Below are 17,626 nucleotides of genomic sequence, written 5' to 3'. Positions count from 1 at the left end.
CCTTCGCTGTCTTTCTTAGCGCGGGAGCGTGGTGACGCCCATCAGGTCGAGGTCGATCGCCCGCGCCGCCTGACGTCCTTCGCGGATGGCCCAGACCACCAGCGACTGGCCGCGGCGAATGTCGCCGGCGAGGTAGAGCTTGCCGACGGAGCTGCGATAGTCCTGGTCGTTGGCGACGAGCGCGACGTTGCCGCGGCCATCGGCCTTCTGCGCCAGGCTGCTGCCAAGCTCGGTCACCGGACCGGCCGCGAACGGGCCGGCAAAGCCGATGGCGATGAAGGCGAGATCGGCCTTGATGATGAACTCGGTGCCGGGGATCGGCTTGCGCCGGGCGTCGACCTCGGCGCACTTCACGCCCGTCAGGTGTCCGTCCTCGCCGGTGAACTCCAGCGTCGCCACCTGGAACTCGCGCACCGCGCCCTCGGCCTGGCTGGACGACGTCCGCATCTTCGTCGCCCAGTAAGGCCAGACCTCCAGCTTGTTCTCGGTCTTCGGCGGCTGCGGCCGGATGTCGAGCTGCGTCACCTTGACCGCGCCTTGGCGGAAGGCGGTACCGACGCAGTCAGACGCGGTATCGCCGCCACCGACGACGACGACATGCTTGCCGCCGGCCCAGATCTCGCCCGAACGCCAGCCGACGTTCTCGATCTTCTCGCCGCCGACGCGCCGGTTCTGCTGCACGAGGTACGGCATGGCATCATAGACGCCGGAGAGCTCGCCATGCGGGATGCCGGCATCGCGCGGCCGCTCCGAGCCGCCGCAATAGAGCACCGCGTCGTAATCGGCGAGGAGATCGGCCATCGGCTTGTCCGAGCCGACATTGACGCCACAGATGAAGGTAACGCCCTCGCCCTTCATCTGCTCGACGCGCTTGTCGATCCAGTGCTTCTCCATCTTGAAGTCGGGGATGCCGTAGCGCAGCAGGCCGCCCGGACGCGACTCCCGCTCGTAGACGTCGACTGCGTGGCCGGCCCGGCCGAGCTGCTGGGCGGCTGCCATGCCGGCGGGGCCCGAGCCGATGATCGCGACCTTCTTGCCAGTCTGAACCTTGGCCGGCTGCGGCTTGATCAGGCCGAGCTTGAACGCCTTGTCGGCGATCGCCTGCTCGACGGTCTTGATGGCGACCGGCGTATCCTCGAGGTTCAGCGTGCATGCCTCCTCGCAAGGCGCAGGGCAGATGCGGCCGGTGAACTCGGGAAAATTATTGGTCGAATGGAGGTTGCGGATCGCGCCTTCCCAGTCGTTGGAATAGACGAGGTCGTTCCAGTCGGGGATCTGGTTGTGGATCGGGCAGCCGGTCGGGCCATGGCAATACGGAATGCCGCAATCCATGCAGCGCGCCGCCTGCTTGCCGACCTCGGCATCCGACATCGGCAGCGTGAATTCGCGGAAATGGCGAATACGGTCCGAGGCCGGCTGGTATTTTGGAGTCTGCCGGTCGATCTCGAGGAAGCCCGTCACCTTGCCCATGTCTTGTCCCACTCTCAGTTCGTCTACCCGCGGGACTGTCCGGCAGGCGCGCATGACGTCAGACCGCATTTCGCCCTGCCGCGGCGCGGCACAGAATACGGCATATTGGTTTCGTTAGAACAGCTCTAGTGGCGCAGCCAGTTTTCGATCGGCAAGTTCGGCACACGAGCGAATTCACGGATGTTGTCGGTGACCAGGGTGGCCTCCAACGCCAAGGCATGTGCCGCTATCAACAAGTCGTTCGGACCAATCATCTGGCCCTCGGATTTCAGGACCGAACGCAGTCTGCCGTAGTAGAGGTCGGCAGGTTGATCGAAGCCGACGATGGCAATCCTGGCGCGCAGCTGCTCCAACCTTCTCGCCAATCTCGGATCCCCCTTTTGCTCCTCGCCAAATGCCAGCTCGGCACTGACGATGATGCTGATAAAGCAGTTTCTGTGTCCGACCAAAGCAACCTGTTCGGCCACCGCACCACCGGGTCGCTTGATCAGATCGGAAACCGCGTTCGTATCCAGCAGGTAGCGGGTCACAATTTGATATCTTTGAGCAGAAGGAGATCGTCGTCGGTGATCTCCGGCAGCCCATCCTCGTCATCCATCGGCTCCAGCGTCGCCAGCCACTGCGAAAGATCGAGCGGCGCCGTCGGCTGTATGGTGATGACGCCGTCTGCCCCCTGGCGGATCAATACCTCGTCGCCTTCCAGCAGGAACTCGGCGGGAATGCGGACGGCACGGCCGTGGCTATCGGTGAAGACCTTGGCCGTCCCTTGCTTGCCTTGCATCGACCCCTCCTCCGCTTCCCAGCCTGGGTAGTCAAAGGCGACATGCCATCGCCTCTGACGTCAGGACCGCTACTCCGCCGCGATGCCCATGCGCATGCGCTCCATTTCCTGGAGCGCGCGGCGGTACTCGACCGGCATGACCTTGACGAATTTCGGCCGGTAGGCCTCCCAGTCGTCGAGCATCACCTTGGCAAGGCCCGAACCGGTGTAGTGGTGGTGGTTCAGGATCAGCTGGTAGAGCCGCTCGTCGTCATGCCCGGTCATGTCTGAGGAGACATTGACGCGGCCCATGTGCTGCAGGTCGCCGCCATGGTGGTGCAGCTTCTCCAGGAGGTCGTCCTCCTCCGGCACCGGCTCGAGTTCGACCATGGCCATGTTGCAGCGTTCGGCGAAGTTGTTGTCGGCGTCGAAGACGTAGGCGATGCCGCCGGACATGCCGGCCGCGAAGTTGCGCCCGGTATGGCCGAGGATGACGACGACGCCTCCGGTCATGTACTCGCAGCCATGGTCGCCGACACCCTCGACCACCGCGATGGCGCCGGAGTTGCGCACGGCGAACCGCTCGCCGGCGACGCCGCGGAAGTAGCACTCGCCGGAGATGGCGCCGTAGAGCACGGTGTTGCCGACGATGATCGACTGCTCCGGCACGATCCGCGTGTTTTCGCGCGGCCGGACGACGATGCGGCCGCCCGAGAGACCCTTGCCGATATAGTCGTTGCCGTCGCCGACGAGATCGAAGGTGATCCCGCGGGCGAGGAAGGCGCCAAAACTCTGGCCGGCGGTGCCGATGAGCTTCACCGAGATCGTGTCGTCGGCGAGGCCCTTCAGGCCGTAGCGCTTGGCGACCTCGCCCGACAGCATGGCGCCCGCGGAGCGGTCGACATTGGTGATGGCGGTCTCGATTACCACCTTCTGGCGCGTCTCCAGCGCCGGCATCGCCTCGGCGATGAGCTTGCGGTCGAGCACGTCGTCGATCGGGTGCTTCTGGCGCTCGGTCCAGCGCAGCTCTTCGCGCTCGCCGTCAGGCTTGTAGAAGATGTTGGCGAAGTCCAGACCCTTGGCCTTCCAGTGGTCGATCAGGCCGCGCTTATCGAGGCGATCGGACTGGCCGATCAGCTCGGACAGGTGCCGCACGCCCATCGCCGCCATCAGCATGCGCACCTCTTCCGCGACGTAGAAGAAGAAGTTGATGACGTGCTCCGGCTGGCCCTTGAAGCGCTGGCGCAGGACCGGGTCCTGCGTCGCGACGCCGACGGGGCAGGTGTTGAGGTGGCACTTGCGCATCATGATGCAGCCGGCCGCGATCAGCGGCGCGGTCGAGAAGCCGAACTCGTCGGCGCCGAGCAGCGCGCCGATGATGACGTCGCGGCCGGTCTTCAGGCCGCCGTCGACCTGCAGGCAGACGCGCGAACGCAGGCCGTTCATCACCAGCGTCTGCTGCGTCTCGGCAAGGCCCATCTCCCAGGGGGAGCCGGCATGCTTGATCGAGGTCAACGGCGAGGCGCCGGTGCCGCCGTCATAGCCGGCGACGATGATGTGGTCGGCGCGCGCCTTGGCGACGCCCGCCGCGACCGTGCCGACGCCGACTTCCGACACCAGCTTGACCGAGATGTCGGCTTCCGGATTGACGTTCTTCAGATCGTAGATCAGCTGGGCCAGATCCTCGATCGAATAGATGTCGTGGTGCGGCGGCGGCGAGATCAGGCCGACGCCGGGCGTCGAGAAGCGCGTCTTGGCGATGGTCGCGTCGACCTTATGGCCGGGCAGCTGCCCGCCCTCGCCGGGCTTGGCGCCCTGGCTGACCTTGATCTGCAGCATGTCGGCATTGACGAGATACTCGGTCGTCACGCCGAAGCGGCCGGAAGCGACCTGCTTGATCGCCGAGCGCTCGGGGTTCTGCGAGCCGTCGGGCATCTTCTGGAACCGGTCCGGCTCCTCGCCGCCCTCGCCGGTGTTCGACTTGCCGCCGATCCGGTTCATCGCCACCGCCAGCGTCGCATGTGCCTCACGCGAGATCGAGCCGAAGCTCATTGCGCCGGTGCAGAAGCGGCGGACGATGTCGGCCGCCGGCTCGACTTCGTCCAGCGGCACGGTGCGGGCGCCGACCTCATCGGCCATGCGGATGCGGAAAAGGCCGCGGATGGCGGCAGCGTCCACCGCACTCTCGTCGACGAGCTTGGAATATTCCTGGAACTTCTCCCAGGAATTGCCGCGCACCGCATGCTGCAGCGTCGCCACCGCATCCGGCGACCACATGTGCGCCTCGCCGCGCATGCGGTAGACGTATTCGCCGCCGACCTCGAGCGAGCGCGCCAGCACCGGATCATCGGAGAAGGCGAGGAGATGCCGCTCGGCCGTCTCGCGCGCCACCTCGTCGAGGCCCACGCCCTCGATCGTCGTCGCCGTGCCGGTGAAGTAGCGGGCGACGAAGTCCGACTTCAGGCCGACCGCGTCGAAGATCTGCGCGCCGCAATAGGACTGGTAGGTCGAGATGCCCATCTTGGACATGACCTTGAGCAAGCCCTTGCCGACCGACTTGATGTAGCGCGTGACCAGCTCTTCCTCGTCGACCTCCGGCGGGAACTCCTTCTTGCGGTGCATGTCGAGCAAGGTGTCGAAAGCGAGATAGGGGTTGATCGCCTCGGCGCCGAAGCCCGCGAGACAGGCGAAGTGGTGCACCTCGCGCGGCTCGCCGGATTCCACGACCAGACCGGCGGCGGTGCGCAAGCCCTTGCGGATGAGGTGGTGGTGCACGGCGGCGCAAGCGAGCAGCGCCGGAATCGGAATGCGGTCGGGGCCGACCTGCCGGTCCGATAGGACGATGATGTTGTAGCCGCCGACGACCGCGGCCTCAGCCCGCTCGCACAGCCGGTCGAGCGCGCCGGCCATGCCGCCGGCGCCCTGCTCGGAGGGATAGGTCGTGTCGATGGTCTTGGTATCGAAGCGGTCTTCCGTGTGACCAATCGTGCGGATCTTCTCGAGATCGCCATTGGTCAGGATCGGCTGGCGCACCTCCAGCCGCTTGCGACGGGAGTTACCCTCGAGGTCGAAGATGTTCGGCCGCGGCCCGATGAAGGAGACGAGGCTCATCACCAGCTCCTCGCGGATCGGGTCGATCGCCGGGTTGGTCACCTGCGCGAAGTTCTGCTTGAAATAGGTGTAGAGCAGCTTCGAGCGCGACGACATCGCCGAGATCGGCGTGTCCGTCCCCATCGAGCCGATCGCCTCCTGCCCGGTGGTCGCCATCGGCGCCATCAAGGTGCGGGTGTCCTCGATCGAGTAGCCAAAGCTCTGCTGGCGGTCGAGAAGCGACACGTCGGCGCGCGAGGCACGCGGCGCCACGGGCTTCAGGTCCTCGAGGATCAGCTGGGTGTTCTTCAGCCACTCCTTGTAGGGATGCTGGGTCGCGATCTCGCGCTTCACTTCCTCGTCGGAAATGATCCGCCCCTTCTCGAGGTCGATGAGAAGCATGCGTCCTGGCTGCAGCCGCCACTTCTTGACGATGCGCTCCTCCGGCACTTCGAGCGTTCCCGCCTCTGACGCCATGATGATCAGGTCGTCGTCCGTGACGATATAGCGCGCCGGACGCAGGCCGTTGCGATCGAGCGTCGCGCCGATCTGGCGGCCATCGGTGAAGGCGACGGCGGCCGGCCCGTCCCAGGGCTCCATCAGCGCGGCGTGATATTCGTAGAACGCCTTCTGCTCGCGCGACATCTGCTTGTTGCCCGACCACGCCTCGGGGATCAGCATCATCATCGCATGGGCGAGCGTGTAGCCGCCCTGCGTCAGCAGCTCGAGCGCGTTGTCGAAGCAGGCGGTGTCGGACTGCCCCTCGTAGGAGATCGGCCACAGCTTGCCGATGTCGTTGCCGAACAGCTCGGAATCGACCGAGGCCTGGCGTGCGGCCATCCAGTTGACGTTGCCGCGGAGCGTGTTGATCTCGCCGTTGTGCGCGACCATCCGATAGGGATGCGCCAGCCGCCAGGACGGGAAGGTGTTGGTCGAAAAGCGCTGGTGCACGAGCGCCATGGCGCTCTCGAACCGCGGGTCGGTCAGGTCGCGATAGTACTGGCCAAGCTGGTTGGCGAGGAACATGCCCTTATAGATCACCGTCCGGGCCGACAACGAGACGACGTAGAAGCCGAAATCCTCGCCCTTCACCTCGGCGAAAGCGCGGTTCGAGATCACCTTGCGGATGATGTAGAGCTTGCGCTCGAAGTCGTCGTCGCTGGCGATGGCGGCGGCGCGCCCGATGAAGATCTGCCGCTGCACCGGCTCGGTGGCGGCGATGTCAGCGGCCTTCGACAGCGAGCCGTTGTCGACCGGCACGTCGCGCCAGCCGAGCACCGCCTGGCCTTCTTCGGCGACGATCGCCTCGAACATCGCCTCGACCTGCGCGCGCTTGTCGGCATCGCGCGGCATGAAGACGTGGCCGACGCCGTAGCGGCCGGGTGCGGGCAGCTCGACGCCTTGCTCGGTCATCTCGGCGGTGAAGAAGGCGTGCGGGATCTGCACCAGCATGCCGGCGCCATCGCCCATCAGCGGATCGGCGCCCACCGCCCCGCGGTGCGTCAGGTTGACGAGGATCTGCAGGCCCTTCTCGACGATCGAGTGGGACTTCTCGTTCTTCATGTGCGCGATGAAGCCGACGCCGCAGCCATCGTGCTCGTTGCGCGGATCGTAGAGACCGATCTTGGCCGGGAGAGTGCGCGGCTTCACGATGCCATCGACGGTCTTCGCGGTCCGCGGGCGGGGCGCGGCGGTGGAGGGCCTGTGGGTCATCGCGGTGTCTCCCGTTGCAAGGATCCGTCGCGCGGGCGCGAGACGGTCCAGGTCGTTTCTCTCGGCGCCAGAAAGGGCGCCGTCGTCGTCTCAGGTTCAGGCTATCAGACAGTTGCCACCCACGAATTTTTCGCATGGTGGAGCACGGAGCGATAGGGCCGCATCGTTGCAGAGCCAAGTCTATCAGTCGTGCACATCCCTCCGCTCGCAGCGAGTCGGATATGGCAGCAATACTGTCCTATCGTCGGCAACATGCCAGAAGGTTAAACATCCTGCAAGACCGCGCCTATGCGGCACTGCAGCACAAGGCCGGCGACCCCTGGCGAGCAGGCCGCGACTCGGCACCCTTGTCCTCGCTGCGCCGCCGCGTTACGCCTCCGGACATGATCTTTGCATCCGACAACTGGTCCGGGCCGCATCCCGCCATCAACGCAGCGCTCGCCGAGAACGGCACCGGCATGGCCGCCGCCTACGGGGCAAGCGACCTCGACAAGGCCGTCGAGCGGCGTTTCAACGAAATCTTCGAGCGCGAGGTGGCGGTGTTCTTCGTCGGCACCGGCACGGCGGCGAACTCGCTTTCGTTCGCCGCGGTCAACCGACCCGGCGGCGTGGTGCTCTGCCACCGCGAGGCGCACGTCATCGAGGACGAGTGCGGCGCGCCGGAGTTCTTCACCCATGGCGCCCGGATGGCACCGGTCGACGGCAACGGCGGCCTGATCGACACGGTGAATCTTCGCCGCGAGCTCAAGCGCTTCAACCCGGCCTTCGTACATGCCGGCCAGCCGATGGCCGTCACCGTCAGCCAGCCCGGCGAGGCCGGCACGATCTACCCCGCCGACCGGCTCGACGAGATCGCCGCCATCGCACACGAGCACAATCTGTCGCTGCACATGGACGGCGCGCGCTTTGCCAATGCGCTGGTCGCCAACAACATGTCGCCGGCCGAGATGACCTGGAAGCGCGGCGTCGACATCCTCTCCTTCGGCGCCACCAAGAACGGCTGCTGGTGCGCCGAGGCCGTGATCTTCTTCGATCCGGAGAAGGCCAAGCAGTTCCCCTACATCCGCAAGCGCGGCGCCCAGCTGTTCTCCAAGACCCGCTTCATGGCCGCCCAGTTCATGGCCTATTTCGAGGACGGGCTCTGGCTGAAGCTCGCCGCCCACTCTAACGCCATGGCCGACCAGCTGCGCGCCGGCCTCGACGCCAGCCCGCACGCGCGCCAGGCCTGGTCGACCCGCACCAACGAGGTCTTCGCGATCATCGAAAAGGCGACAGCTGCCCGGCTGCGCGAGAAGGGCGCCGTGTTCTACGACTGGAACCCGCCGCACTCCTCGCATGATCTGATCGGCGAGAACGAGATGCTGGCGCGGCTGGTCACCTCCTGGTCGACCGAGCCGGACGACGTGGCGCGCTTCGTCGATCTTCTGGCCTGACGGTCGGGCCAAAGCGCGGGAAACCGCGGTTGATAGGCTCGGCATTCGGGGCCGGGTATTCGGCGTTTGGAACGCAGCGCTCGGTGTTCCGTGCACCGTGCTCGGCACGTTAAGCGGTACTCGTTACTCGGTGAAAAAGGGGCGCAAACCCTTCAGTTTCGTCATCCTCCGCCGCAGGCGGGGGACCCGTGCCTCCGCGCCAACGCGCCAGTCCGGCTCAGGATAGCACTGGGGGAATGTCCACCGAACCGTGCACGCTCCGGCGACTTGGCATGGGTCCCCGGGGCAAGGCCCCGAGGATGACGAGCTTGCGGATTGCCGAGCTTGGAGAAATCGCTCGGGCGAACCTCCAGACGTCGTGCAACCCTGCAGACGAGAAACGCGTCGAAGCCATGGGGACCGGGCTTTAGCCGAAATGCCAGACCCTCCCCGCACGAAAACGGCGCCCCGCGAGGCGCCGTTCCGATCAAGCCTTGAGAGCGAACTTGCCTCAGGCGGCATTCGCCTCGAGCTGCGCCGCATTGCCGTTGTCGGCGGCGACGATCTCGATTTTGCGCGGCTTCATCGCCTCCGGGATGACCCGGACGAGGTCGATGTGCAGCAGGCCGTTCTTCAGGCTGGCTCCCTTTACCTCGACATGGTCGGCGAGCTGGAAGCGGCGCTCGAAGGAACGTCCCGCGATGCCGCGGTAGAGCACTTCGCCGGCGCCGTCCTCCTTGTCACCGCCGCGATCGCCGGTGACCGTCAGCACGGTTTCGCGCGATTCGATCTGAAGGTCGCCTTCCCCGAAACCGGCAACCGCCATGCTGATGCGGTAGGCGTTCTCGCCGGTGCGTTCGATGTTGTAGGGCGGGTAAGTCTGACCCTCCGGCTGCGACAGACCGTCGAGCTTGGCGAAGAGCCGGTCGAAGCCGACGGTGGAACGATAGAGCGGAGCGAAATCAATGGCACGCATGGTAGTTCTCCATAGGAAGCAACTGGTTGCGGTATGGCCGCAGGTCCCCTTGAATGGCGGACCCTTTTGACCAACGGTCCCTTGAGGCGACCGTGAGTTTGATTTGGTGACCTCGATTTCGCCGTTCAAGCGCCTCTCCGGACGACAGCGGTAAAAATTCGCCGGCCGACTTCGCTCTCCGGTCGCTGCCCTTGCTTGAACCGGGGATGAACGCCGTCTTCCGGTTTCGTTCAGGCGCTGGCGCCGATAGTCTCGGTATGGCCTGCAGCATGCGGGTCGCCACCGGAGAGAGCCTCCATGAAATTCGCCCTCGCAGGACTGTCCACCCTCCTCCTCCTGACCGGCCTCGGCTCCGCCGCGAGCGCCGGGCCGCGCGACCACGCCCGCGGCGACTACGTCCTCGTCCAGGACGCCTATGACGGTCCGGATGGCGGCTATGACCGTGGCGGCGATCGGGGTGACCGGCGCGACTGGCGCGGGCGAGGCCAGGGCCGCTGGCACGGCGGCCCGCGCGACGATCGCCGCGACCCCGACGTGATCCCGGAGCAGCGGGTGGTCCGCAAGCTGGTGCGGCAGGGTTTTGTGTCGATCGACGACATCCGACTGCGCCGCGACCGCTACATCGTCGAGGCCGTCCGGCCGAACGGCGCCCTCGTCCGCCTGTCGGTCGATGCCTATGACGGCGAGATCCTGTCGCGCGAGCGTATCGGCTGGACCCGTGACGGCGGCGGTCGCGGTGGCCCTGGATGGCGCGGCCCCGATGACCTCGGCGGTGGACGTTTCGGCCTCTACGGCCGATAGGCAGAGCCTTTCCCAAACGGTCGGTCTGTTCCGTCCCTTCCAGGCCGACCGCTCGGTCGGGGGTCCCATCGCAGGGATCCCCGATCCCTTTCCTTCTCTGCCAGCCGTTCCCCGCCAGCCGTTCTCTGCCAGCGGTGACATTGTTGACCTCCCGGCAACGGCTGGGGTGCTAGACTGGTGCGTGGCGATCCTCGCCGGACGGAAGCCCATGAACCCTACCGACGGCCCGACCGGCCTTTTCGAACTCGACGGCAATCCGCTGCCCGAAGGGATCGCCTGCGGCTTCCTGTCGACCCCGGACCGGGTGCGGCTGCGCTTTGCCGTGGCGCCGAGCCGGCTGGGCAGCACGCGGGGAACGGTGGTCCTGCTGCAGGGCCGCAACGAGGCCATCGAGAAATATTTCGAGACGATCGCCGATCTGACCGCCCTCGGCTACGCGGTCGCCACTTTCGACTGGCGTGGCCAGGGCGGCTCGCAGCGGCTGCGCGGCGCGGCCAGAACCGGGCACGTGCCGAGTTTCGATGCCTATGCCCTGGATCTCGAAACGATCTTCCGCTCGCTGATCCTGCCCGACTGCACCGGCCCCTATGCCATCCTGGCGCACTCCATGGGCGGCGCCGTGGCGCTGCTGGCAGCGCCTCGGATCGGCGCCGATGTCGCCCGGATCGTTGCCGCCGCCCCTTTGATCGGCATGCCCGGCGGCACTCGCGCCAATGGCCTGTTCTTCGGCATGAACACCATGCGCTTCCTCGGCCTTGGCCGCATCCCGGTGCGCGGCGTCGGGCGCAGCGCGGGCTGGACCACCGAGCGCAACCCGTTGACCAGCGATGCCCGAAGATTCGAGCGCAACCGCGCCTTGATGAAGGCCGCCCCGCATCTCTTCGTCGGCGGACCGACCGCCGCCTGGGTGGCCGGGGCCGTCGGTGCGGCACGGCGTCTGGATGATTCCGACGTGATCGCCGCCCTGCGTGTACCGACGCTGATCGTCACCGCCGGCCATGATAGCGTCGTCTCCAGCCCGGCAGCCGAACGCCTCGCCTGGCGCATGCGCTCGGGCCATGCACTGTCGGTTCCCGGCGCCCGGCACGAGCTGATGCAGGAGGCGGACATCTACCGTGCGCCGTTCATCGCCGCGTTCGACAGTTTCGCCGGGGCCGCGCTGCCGCTCTGATACCTATTCGGCAGCCGCGGCGTAGCTGAGGTCGGCGTCGAGATCGGCTGCGAATCGGGTGACGAACGAGACGAGGTCGGCCCGCAGCGCCTCGAACCCGGCGCTGGGCACGAACCGCGCCTCGTCGGCATAGAGTCCCCGGTTGATCTCTATCTGCAGCGCATGGACCCCGTCATTCGGCCGGCCGTAGCGTTCGGTGATGAACCCGCCCGCATACGGCTTGTTGCGCATCACGTCATAGCCGAGCGACGAAAGTCCGCTCTGGGCCAGGGTGACGATGCGGCTGGACGCGCTGGTGCCGAAACGGTCGCCGATCACCATGTCCGGCCGCCGCCCGCCGGGCAGCGCCCTGACGGTGGACGGCATCGAGTGGCAGTCGATGAGGATGGCGATGCCGAAACGTTCGCGCGTGCGCTGTAGCAGGGCCGTCAGCCGCTCGTGGAAGGGCTTGTAGATGGTCTCGATCCGCTCCATCCCCTCGCTCACCGCCAGCCGGTCGCGGTAGATGTCCTCCCGCTCGGCGACGATGCGGGGGATGGTCCCGAGCCCGCCGGCCACCCGGACGGAAACGGTATTGGCGAACTCCGGCAAAGCTTCGTCGAACATCTTGGGATCGAGCTCGTAAGGCTCGCGGTTGACGTCGAGATAGGCCCGTGGAAACCGCGCGAGTTGCAGCGGGGCGCCGAGCGACGGGACGAAATCGTACAGCTGGTCGACGAAGAGGTCCTCCGACCGGCGAATCGCCGAATCGGAAAGGCGCGATGCCGCGAGGAATGCGGAAGGGTAGACCCGGCCGCTGTGCGGCGAACAGAACACCATCGGCAGGCTCTGCAACGGCGGCTCGAGGACTTCGAAGGCCGGGCAAGGTCCTGCTGCGGTCTCTAGAAGCGGGATCATCTCGGCTACGTTCATCCGTTCGGGTTGCGACATCCAAGGGAGATATGGCCGCGGTCACGCGATCGACCATTCCATTTAGGGATTCTTTAGGCAATCTGTTAAAAGGCTACTGCTATCAACGAAGCTTGCGCGGGCTTTTCACCGCGGCGGACCTGGAAAACGCTCAATGGTCAAGATTCTGCTCGCCGAAGACGACAACGACATGCGTCGCTTCCTCGCCAAGGCCTTGGAAAAGGCCGGCTATGAGGTGACCTCCTACGACAATGGCGGCAGCGCCTACGAACGGCTGCGCGAGGAGCCCTTCTCGCTGCTGCTGACCGACATCGTGATGCCGGAGATGGACGGCATCGAGCTCGCCCGCCGGGCGACCGAGCTCGATCCGGACCTGAAGGTGATGTTCATCACCGGCTTTGCCGCGGTCGCGCTGAACCCTGATTCCAAGGCGCCGAAGGATGCAAAGATCCTCTCGAAGCCTTTCCATCTGCGCGAACTCGTCGACGAAGTCGCCAAGATGCTCGAGGACGCCGCATAATCTTTTCCACAGGCGTAGATCCGGGTGCCGAACGCTCTTGACGCTCGGTCGGCCCTGTGGTCTATGCCCCTTCGTCGGATGGGCGTGTAGCTCAGTGGGAGAGCACTTCGTTGACATCGAAGGGGTCACAGGTTCAATCCCTGTCACGCCCACCATCCGGCTCTTCTCTTTCTTTAAGTTACCCAAGTCTGCCACCGAACGGACCGAGGTCCTGGCGGGCACAAGTCGGCAGCGCAATTCGCGTGCCTCAGAGCGCAATGCAATCTGATTGACTTGTCGCCGCAACAGCGTGTGCAAGCCACCCTCCCCGCCCCTAGCAGCGGCTTCTGATTCACCCGAACGCTGATACGAAAAAGGCCCGCTTCGCAGCGGGCCCTTTCGCGTGACGTCAGTTGGCTGGAAATTACCGGTTCTTCAACACGATGACCGCGCCGTTGTTGCGGCGGTCGTGGCGACGGTCCATCCGGCGATCGTGACGACGGTCACGGCGCGCCTCGGCGCGGCGGGCTTCAGCGCGGCGAGCGGCGCGGTGGTCGCGGACGTCGTTGCGGGCATGGTGCGGACGCTGCGACTGCTCGATCACGATGACCTTGTCGCGGGCGACAGCGCCCGGTGCCGTGGAAACGAGGGCGGAAGCCGAAATGGCGACGGCGATGGCGATGGATTTGAGATTGAACATGTTCGGCTCCTGTTAGGCCAAGGAAACCGGCTCGACGATCTTCCGTTCCGGGAAATCGTAAGTAGATCAAAATAAGCAGGGGCCAACTGGGCGTTGTCCAGCACGGAGGCGGCAAAGTTTTCCGGGCGACCGAAAGTCTCAGCCGGTAATCGTGATCGCCGTCCCCCAGGGATCGAGCAAGGTGAGGTCTTTCGCGCCGCCGGTGGGGCCTGCTGCGGCGAGCCTCGTAAGTTGCTCGGGCACCGCACGGATCTCGACGTCGCTGAGACCGGTCGACGGCGTCCGCTGCCCGGCACCACGGCTGTTCCAGATGTTCGCGCCGATGTGGTGGTGATAGCCGCCGGAGGAATAGAACGTCGCGCCGGGATAGCGGCAGGTGATGTCGAGGCCGAGCGTACCGGCGTAAAACGCCTCGGCCGCTTCAAGTGCCCCGACCTGGAGGTGCACATGCCCGACGGTCGCGCCCTCGGGAAAGCCCTGCCAGCTCTCCGTCCCGCCGCTGGCCATCAGACCTTCGACGTCCAGGCCCGCGGTCGCCATCTCGACCATGCCGTCCTTCCAGCGCCATTCGGCTGCGGGTCGGTCCGCGTAGATCTCGATACCGTTGCCCTCGGGATCGTTCAGATAGATCGCCTCGCTGACCAGATGATCCGAAGCCCCCGACATCGGCGCCCGGCGTGCAGCGGCGTGCCGCACCCAGCGGCCGAGATCGCGGCGGTCCGGCAGCAGGAAGGCGGTATGGAACAGCCCGGCCTCGCTGGCCAGGCGGCGACGGGCAGACCTGTCGCGCCGCAGTTCCAGCAGCACCGCGTCGCCGGTACCGAGCCGCACACTCTCGCCGTCGGACGACAAGAGGTGCAGGCCCATGACGTCCTGGTAGAAGCCGGCGACCGCATCGAGATCGTGCACCGTCAGCGCAACACGGCCGATGCGCAGGGGAGTTGCTGTATTGTCGACCATGCCGGACCTCCTGAGGAAACCGAGGCATAGCCGAGATGAGCGGGCCCGCATGGTCCCGTAATGGCGAACGCAGCGTTTCCGATCGAGCGAGCAAGGCTCCCGGCGTGTCCGCTGAGGCTGGCATCCAAAGTCTATTCGCTGCAGCTGGCGGGGTGCGCTCGTCCAGAACGGCGAATGGCGCTCCTCCTGCCGGCCGAACGGACCGACGCCCCGGCTTGAGCGTTCCATCAAGAATGTTGCAGGACAATCAACCTGCTTGCAAATCCCCGCACCTTTCGTCAGCCTCACGATCCAGCAGAGGATGGCTGACGACGTCGACCGGCGGGAGGCTAAGAAGCCAGCCCGCTGCAGACCAGCCCGCATCGCCTCGCCTGCAGGCATGGACGGAAAGAAGCGCCGAGATGAACGAGTTGGCCAAACGCAGCGCCGTTCCCGCCGACGACAGCGCTGCTGCGGCACGACTGGGCATCCGGATGAAACTCGCGCGTCAGATACGCGGCATGACGCTGAAGGCGGTGGCCGAAGCGGCCGGCTGCTCGGAGAGCCTCCTGTCGAAGATCGAGAACGGCAAGGCCTCGCCGTCGCTGCCCATGCTGCACAAGGTCGTGCAGGTGCTGGAAACCAACATCGGCTGGATGTTCGAGGAGGTCGATGGCGAGGAGGGCATCGTCTTCCGCGCCGGCACGCGTCCGTTGATCGGCCTCGACCCCTTGCGCCGTGGCGAGGGCATCTCGCTGGAACGGGTGATCCCCTATTCGTCCGGCCATATGCTCCAGTGCAACATCCATCACATCGATGCCGGTGGCGCGAGCGCCGGCCCGATCCAGCATGCCGGCGAGGAGGTCGGCTACATCATCGCAGGCGCCGTCGAACTCGTCGTCGACGATAAGATGTACCGGCTCGATCCCGGCGACACCTTCGTCTTCCGCTCGGAATTGCCGCACCACTACCGCAATGCCGGTGCCGAAAGAGCCTCGATCTTCTGGGTCAACACGCCCCCGACGTTCTGACCGGTCACCTCCTGCAGCGTGCGGGCTACGCCGCCTTCCAGCGACGGGCTACGCCACGCCGAGCGCCGCCCCGAGGCCACCGTCCACGGCATAGTCGCCGCCGGTGCAGAAGCCCGATCGGTCGGAGGCAAGGAAGGCGATGAGTTCGGCGACCTCCGCGACCTCGCCGATGCGGCCGAGCGGGTGGGCGGCGCCAAAGCGCGCAAACACGGCCTCGATGTCAGCGTCCGGACCGTCGAGGGTGCGGGCGGCAAGTTCGAGGATCGGTGTCCGAACGGATCCCGGCGAGACCGAATTGACGCGGATGCCGTCGCTCGCGAAGTCGACGGCGAGCGTCCGGGTCAGCGTATGGATCGCACCCTTCGAGGTCGCATAGGCCGACACACGCTTCTGGTTGGCATGGCCCTGGACGCTGGAGACGTTGACGATCGACCCGCCGCCGCGTCGCCGCATCGCCGGCACCGCGTGGTGGGCGAGGAGGAAGATCCCGCCGACGTTTACCGCGAGGCAGCGCATGAAGCCGGCATAGCCGGTCTCCGTCGCATCGCCATAGGGGTGGATGGCCGCGGAGTTGACGAGGATGTCGAGCCCGCCGAAATCGTCGACGACCGAGCGAACGGCGGAGGCGACGGCAGCCTCGTCGGTGACGTCGGCCTCGACGACGGTCACCGTCAGATCTTCCGCGGCCGCCTCCTGCCGCATCAGCGCGTTGGCCTCGGCGTCGAGGCCGAGCGCCAGCACGGTGGCCCCGCCGCGGGCCAGCCGGAACGCCGCGCCCTTGCCGATGCCGGACGTGCCGGTGGTGATGGCAATTTTGCCGCCGAAATCCTGCATGTCGTTCTCCCTGAGCGCCGTCTGGCAGATGATCGTATCCGCGCTCGAGGAAACGGCGCGATGGCGAGACGCCGAGCGCCCGGACGATTCGCCCTCGGCGCATCTCGGCCTGCGGCTTGACGGCGATCCTCGCGCTTGTCGTTCCGGCTCAGTCGGCTGCGAACAGCTTCCACTTGCGCGGCTTGACCAGCAGCGTCGGCGGGATCGGCCGCGTGTCGTCGGCGGAAATTTCGAGCTCCAGCCGGTCCTTGCGCGGCCCGACCTCCAACTCGACCAGCCGGGCCCCGGAGGTGCGGCGGACGAGCATGACCTTGCCGGGAATGGCGCCCTCGGGATGATCGACGACGTCGAGGTCGTGTGGGCGCAGATACAGCTCGGCGCGGCCGTCTGGCAGCCGGCCGGCGGGGATGCCGAGCGGGCGACCGTCGAGGTGAACCTTGCCGCCCTCGAGCGTCACCGGCAGCGCACTGGAATCGCCGATGAAGGAGAAGACGAAGGGCGAGGCCGGCTCGTCGTAGATCTGGTCGGCATTGCCGATCTGCTCGATCTTGCCCTGGCTCATCACCACCACACGGTCGGCCAGTTCCAGCGCCTCTTCCTGGTCGTGCGTGACGAAGACCGTGGTGTGTCCGGTCTTGTCGTGCAGTTCGCGCAGCCAGCGGCGGAGGTCCTTGCGCACCTTGGCGTCGAGCGCCCCGAAAGGCTCGTCGAGCAGCAGTACCTTCGGCTCGATGGCGAGCGCTCGGGCGAGCGCCACGCGCTGGCGCTGGCCGCCGGACAGCTGGCTGGGGAAGCGGTTCTCGAGCCCGGACAGCTGCACGAGGTCGAGCAGCTCGGACGCCCGGCGACGGATTTCCTTGGCCGGCGGCCGCGTAGCACGTGGCCGCACGGTCAGGCCGAAGCCGATATTGTCGGCAACGCTCATGTGTTTGAACAGCGCATAGTGCTGGAAGACGAAGCCGACATTGCGCTCCTGCACGCTCTTCGACGACGCGTCGTCGGTGCCGAAGAAGATCGATCCCTCGGTCGGAAACTCCAGCCCTGCGATCAGCCGGAGCAGCGTCGTCTTGCCGGAGCCGGACGGCCCGAGCAGCGCCAGCAGTTCGCCGGACGCGATGTCGAGCGAGACGTCGTGCAGAGCGGGGTAGCGGTCGAATTCCTTGCGGACGTTGCGGACGCTGATTTCCATGGGTCGTTCCTAAGGTCCGTCAGGGAAAGAGAAGACAGAGAGGCGTGGGCCTGGTTCGCGCCGGACGCCCGGTCCGCTTTTCACTGGCAGGCAAAACAATGGATCGGCGGCAAGCCGGCTTCAAGAGACACC

15 protein-coding genes and 1 tRNA gene are annotated in these 17,626 nt (G+C 66.2%); 6 read left to right on the top strand and 10 right to left on the bottom strand.

All coding sequences use genetic code 11. From position 1 onward, the window contains the following. Window positions 1–15: 15 nt before the first annotated feature. From ACZL02_RS01920 to gltB, 4 genes are all read right to left on the bottom strand, one after another. Window positions 16–1,470, bottom strand: coding sequence for a glutamate synthase subunit beta (locus ACZL02_RS01920; RefSeq protein ID WP_472938507.1), 1,455 nt, complete (start codon window positions 1,468–1,470; stop codon window positions 16–18). A gap of 125 nt (window positions 1,471–1,595) precedes the next feature. Continuing rightward, a complete protein-coding gene (locus ACZL02_RS01915; protein WP_472938506.1) occupies window positions 1,596–2,000 on the bottom strand; it encodes a PIN domain-containing protein in 405 nt (134 codons plus the stop codon). Then, window positions 1,997–2,251: an antitoxin gene (locus tag ACZL02_RS01910; RefSeq protein ID WP_472938505.1), complete on the bottom strand. Its 255-nt coding sequence runs from the start codon at window positions 2,249–2,251 to the stop codon at window positions 1,997–1,999. The genes ACZL02_RS01915 and ACZL02_RS01910 overlap by 4 nt, the downstream gene beginning before the upstream one ends. A 69-nt stretch (window positions 2,252–2,320) precedes the next feature. Then, window positions 2,321–7,033 carry a glutamate synthase large subunit gene (gene gltB, locus ACZL02_RS01905; protein WP_472938504.1) on the bottom strand — a complete coding sequence of 1,571 codons (4,713 nt, stop codon included), beginning with the start codon at window positions 7,031–7,033 and terminating at the stop codon, window positions 2,321–2,323. A gap of 383 nt (window positions 7,034–7,416) precedes the next feature. Here gltB and ACZL02_RS01900 point away from each other — a divergent pair, with 383 nt between their 5' ends. Beyond that, on the top strand, window positions 7,417–8,466 hold the full coding sequence (locus ACZL02_RS01900) for a threonine aldolase family protein (RefSeq protein ID WP_472938503.1): 1,050 nt from the start codon (window positions 7,417–7,419) through the stop codon (window positions 8,464–8,466). A 490-nt stretch (window positions 8,467–8,956) separates the two neighbouring features. Here ACZL02_RS01900 and ACZL02_RS01895 read toward each other — a convergent pair whose 3' ends face one another. Further along, window positions 8,957–9,421: an Hsp20 family protein gene (locus ACZL02_RS01895; protein ID WP_472938502.1), complete on the bottom strand. Its 465-nt coding sequence runs from the start codon at window positions 9,419–9,421 to the stop codon at window positions 8,957–8,959. Window positions 9,422–9,718: 297 nt separating this feature from the next. Here ACZL02_RS01895 and ACZL02_RS01890 point away from each other — a divergent pair, with 297 nt between their 5' ends. Both ACZL02_RS01890 and ACZL02_RS01885 read left to right on the top strand, forming a co-directional pair. After that, window positions 9,719–10,222 (top strand): PepSY domain-containing protein, encoded by a 504-nt coding sequence (locus tag ACZL02_RS01890; RefSeq protein ID WP_472938501.1) that lies wholly within the window; start codon window positions 9,719–9,721, stop codon window positions 10,220–10,222. A gap of 208 nt (window positions 10,223–10,430) precedes the next feature. Beyond that, window positions 10,431–11,393: an alpha/beta fold hydrolase gene (locus tag ACZL02_RS01885; RefSeq protein WP_472938500.1), complete on the top strand. Its 963-nt coding sequence runs from the start codon at window positions 10,431–10,433 to the stop codon at window positions 11,391–11,393. Window positions 11,394–11,396: 3 nt separating this feature from the next. Here ACZL02_RS01885 and ACZL02_RS01880 read toward each other — a convergent pair whose 3' ends face one another. Further along, window positions 11,397–12,290 carry an N-formylglutamate amidohydrolase gene (locus ACZL02_RS01880; RefSeq protein WP_472938499.1) on the bottom strand — a complete coding sequence of 298 codons (894 nt, stop codon included), beginning with the start codon at window positions 12,288–12,290 and terminating at the stop codon, window positions 11,397–11,399. Between the two features lie 166 nt (window positions 12,291–12,456). Here ACZL02_RS01880 and cpdR point away from each other — a divergent pair, with 166 nt between their 5' ends. Beyond that, window positions 12,457–12,822, top strand: coding sequence for a cell cycle two-component system response regulator CpdR (gene cpdR / locus ACZL02_RS01875; RefSeq protein WP_472933853.1), 366 nt, complete (start codon window positions 12,457–12,459; stop codon window positions 12,820–12,822). An 80-nt stretch (window positions 12,823–12,902) separates the two neighbouring features. Next, window positions 12,903–12,977, top strand: a tRNA-Val gene (locus ACZL02_RS01870). A 248-nt stretch (window positions 12,978–13,225) separates the two neighbouring features. On the opposite strand, the gene ACZL02_RS01865 is transcribed toward ACZL02_RS01870, so the two are convergent. Both ACZL02_RS01865 and ACZL02_RS01860 read right to left on the bottom strand, forming a co-directional pair. Then, window positions 13,226–13,501, bottom strand: a complete 276-nt coding sequence (locus ACZL02_RS01865) for a hypothetical protein (RefSeq protein WP_472938498.1) — start codon at window positions 13,499–13,501, stop codon at window positions 13,226–13,228. A gap of 138 nt (window positions 13,502–13,639) precedes the next feature. Further along, a complete protein-coding gene (locus ACZL02_RS01860) occupies window positions 13,640–14,461 on the bottom strand; it encodes a VOC family protein (RefSeq protein WP_472938497.1) in 822 nt (273 codons plus the stop codon). A 401-nt stretch (window positions 14,462–14,862) separates the two neighbouring features. Between ACZL02_RS01860 and ACZL02_RS01855 the strand changes: the two genes are divergently transcribed. Further along, window positions 14,863–15,471 carry a cupin domain-containing protein gene (locus tag ACZL02_RS01855; RefSeq protein WP_472938496.1) on the top strand — a complete coding sequence of 203 codons (609 nt, stop codon included), beginning with the start codon at window positions 14,863–14,865 and terminating at the stop codon, window positions 15,469–15,471. Window positions 15,472–15,519: 48 nt separating this feature from the next. Here the strand turns inward: ACZL02_RS01855 and ACZL02_RS01850 are convergent, their stop codons facing one another. Next, window positions 15,520–16,305, bottom strand: coding sequence for an SDR family NAD(P)-dependent oxidoreductase (locus tag ACZL02_RS01850; protein ID WP_472938495.1), 786 nt, complete (start codon window positions 16,303–16,305; stop codon window positions 15,520–15,522). Window positions 16,306–16,453: 148 nt separating this feature from the next. Continuing rightward, entirely contained in the window at window positions 16,454–17,494 is a 1,041-nt protein-coding gene (locus ACZL02_RS01845) for a sulfate/molybdate ABC transporter ATP-binding protein (protein WP_472938494.1), read from the bottom strand. Window positions 17,495–17,626: the final 132 nt, after the last annotated feature.

This window comes from Mesocryomonas fontinalis (genome assembly GCF_055730125.2).
The sequence above is the reverse complement of the archived record's forward strand: the minus strand, read 5'-3'. Positions and strand labels throughout refer to the sequence as shown.

Bases quoted from the DNA above. Each gene is read 5' to 3' on its own strand.
- ACZL02_RS01850 (WP_472938495.1), bottom strand. From the start codon at position 16,305: ATGCAGGATTTCGGCGGCAAAATTGCCATCACCACCGGCACGTCCGGC.
- ACZL02_RS01845 (WP_472938494.1), bottom strand. From the start codon at position 17,494: ATGGAAATCAGCGTCCGCAACGTCCGCAAGGAATTCGACCGCTACCCC.
- ACZL02_RS01895 (WP_472938502.1), bottom strand. From the start codon at position 9,421: ATGCGTGCCATTGATTTCGCTCCGCTCTATCGTTCCACCGTCGGCTTC.
- ACZL02_RS01910 (WP_472938505.1), bottom strand. From the start codon at position 2,251: ATGCAAGGCAAGCAAGGGACGGCCAAGGTCTTCACCGATAGCCACGGC.
- ACZL02_RS01855 (WP_472938496.1), top strand. From the start codon at position 14,863: ATGAACGAGTTGGCCAAACGCAGCGCCGTTCCCGCCGACGACAGCGCT.
- cpdR (WP_472933853.1), top strand. From the start codon at position 12,457: ATGGTCAAGATTCTGCTCGCCGAAGACGACAACGACATGCGTCGCTTC.
- ACZL02_RS01860 (WP_472938497.1), bottom strand. From the start codon at position 14,461: ATGGTCGACAATACAGCAACTCCCCTGCGCATCGGCCGTGTTGCGCTG.
- ACZL02_RS01880 (WP_472938499.1), bottom strand. From the start codon at position 12,290: ATGATCCCGCTTCTAGAGACCGCAGCAGGACCTTGCCCGGCCTTCGAA.
- ACZL02_RS01920 (WP_472938507.1), bottom strand. From the start codon at position 1,470: ATGGGCAAGGTGACGGGCTTCCTCGAGATCGACCGGCAGACTCCAAAA.
- ACZL02_RS01900 (WP_472938503.1), top strand. From the start codon at position 7,417: ATGATCTTTGCATCCGACAACTGGTCCGGGCCGCATCCCGCCATCAAC.
- ACZL02_RS01885 (WP_472938500.1), top strand. From the start codon at position 10,431: ATGAACCCTACCGACGGCCCGACCGGCCTTTTCGAACTCGACGGCAAT.
- ACZL02_RS01890 (WP_472938501.1), top strand. From the start codon at position 9,719: ATGAAATTCGCCCTCGCAGGACTGTCCACCCTCCTCCTCCTGACCGGC.
- ACZL02_RS01865 (WP_472938498.1), bottom strand. From the start codon at position 13,501: ATGTTCAATCTCAAATCCATCGCCATCGCCGTCGCCATTTCGGCTTCC.
- gltB (WP_472938504.1), bottom strand. From the start codon at position 7,033: ATGACCCACAGGCCCTCCACCGCCGCGCCCCGCCCGCGGACCGCGAAG.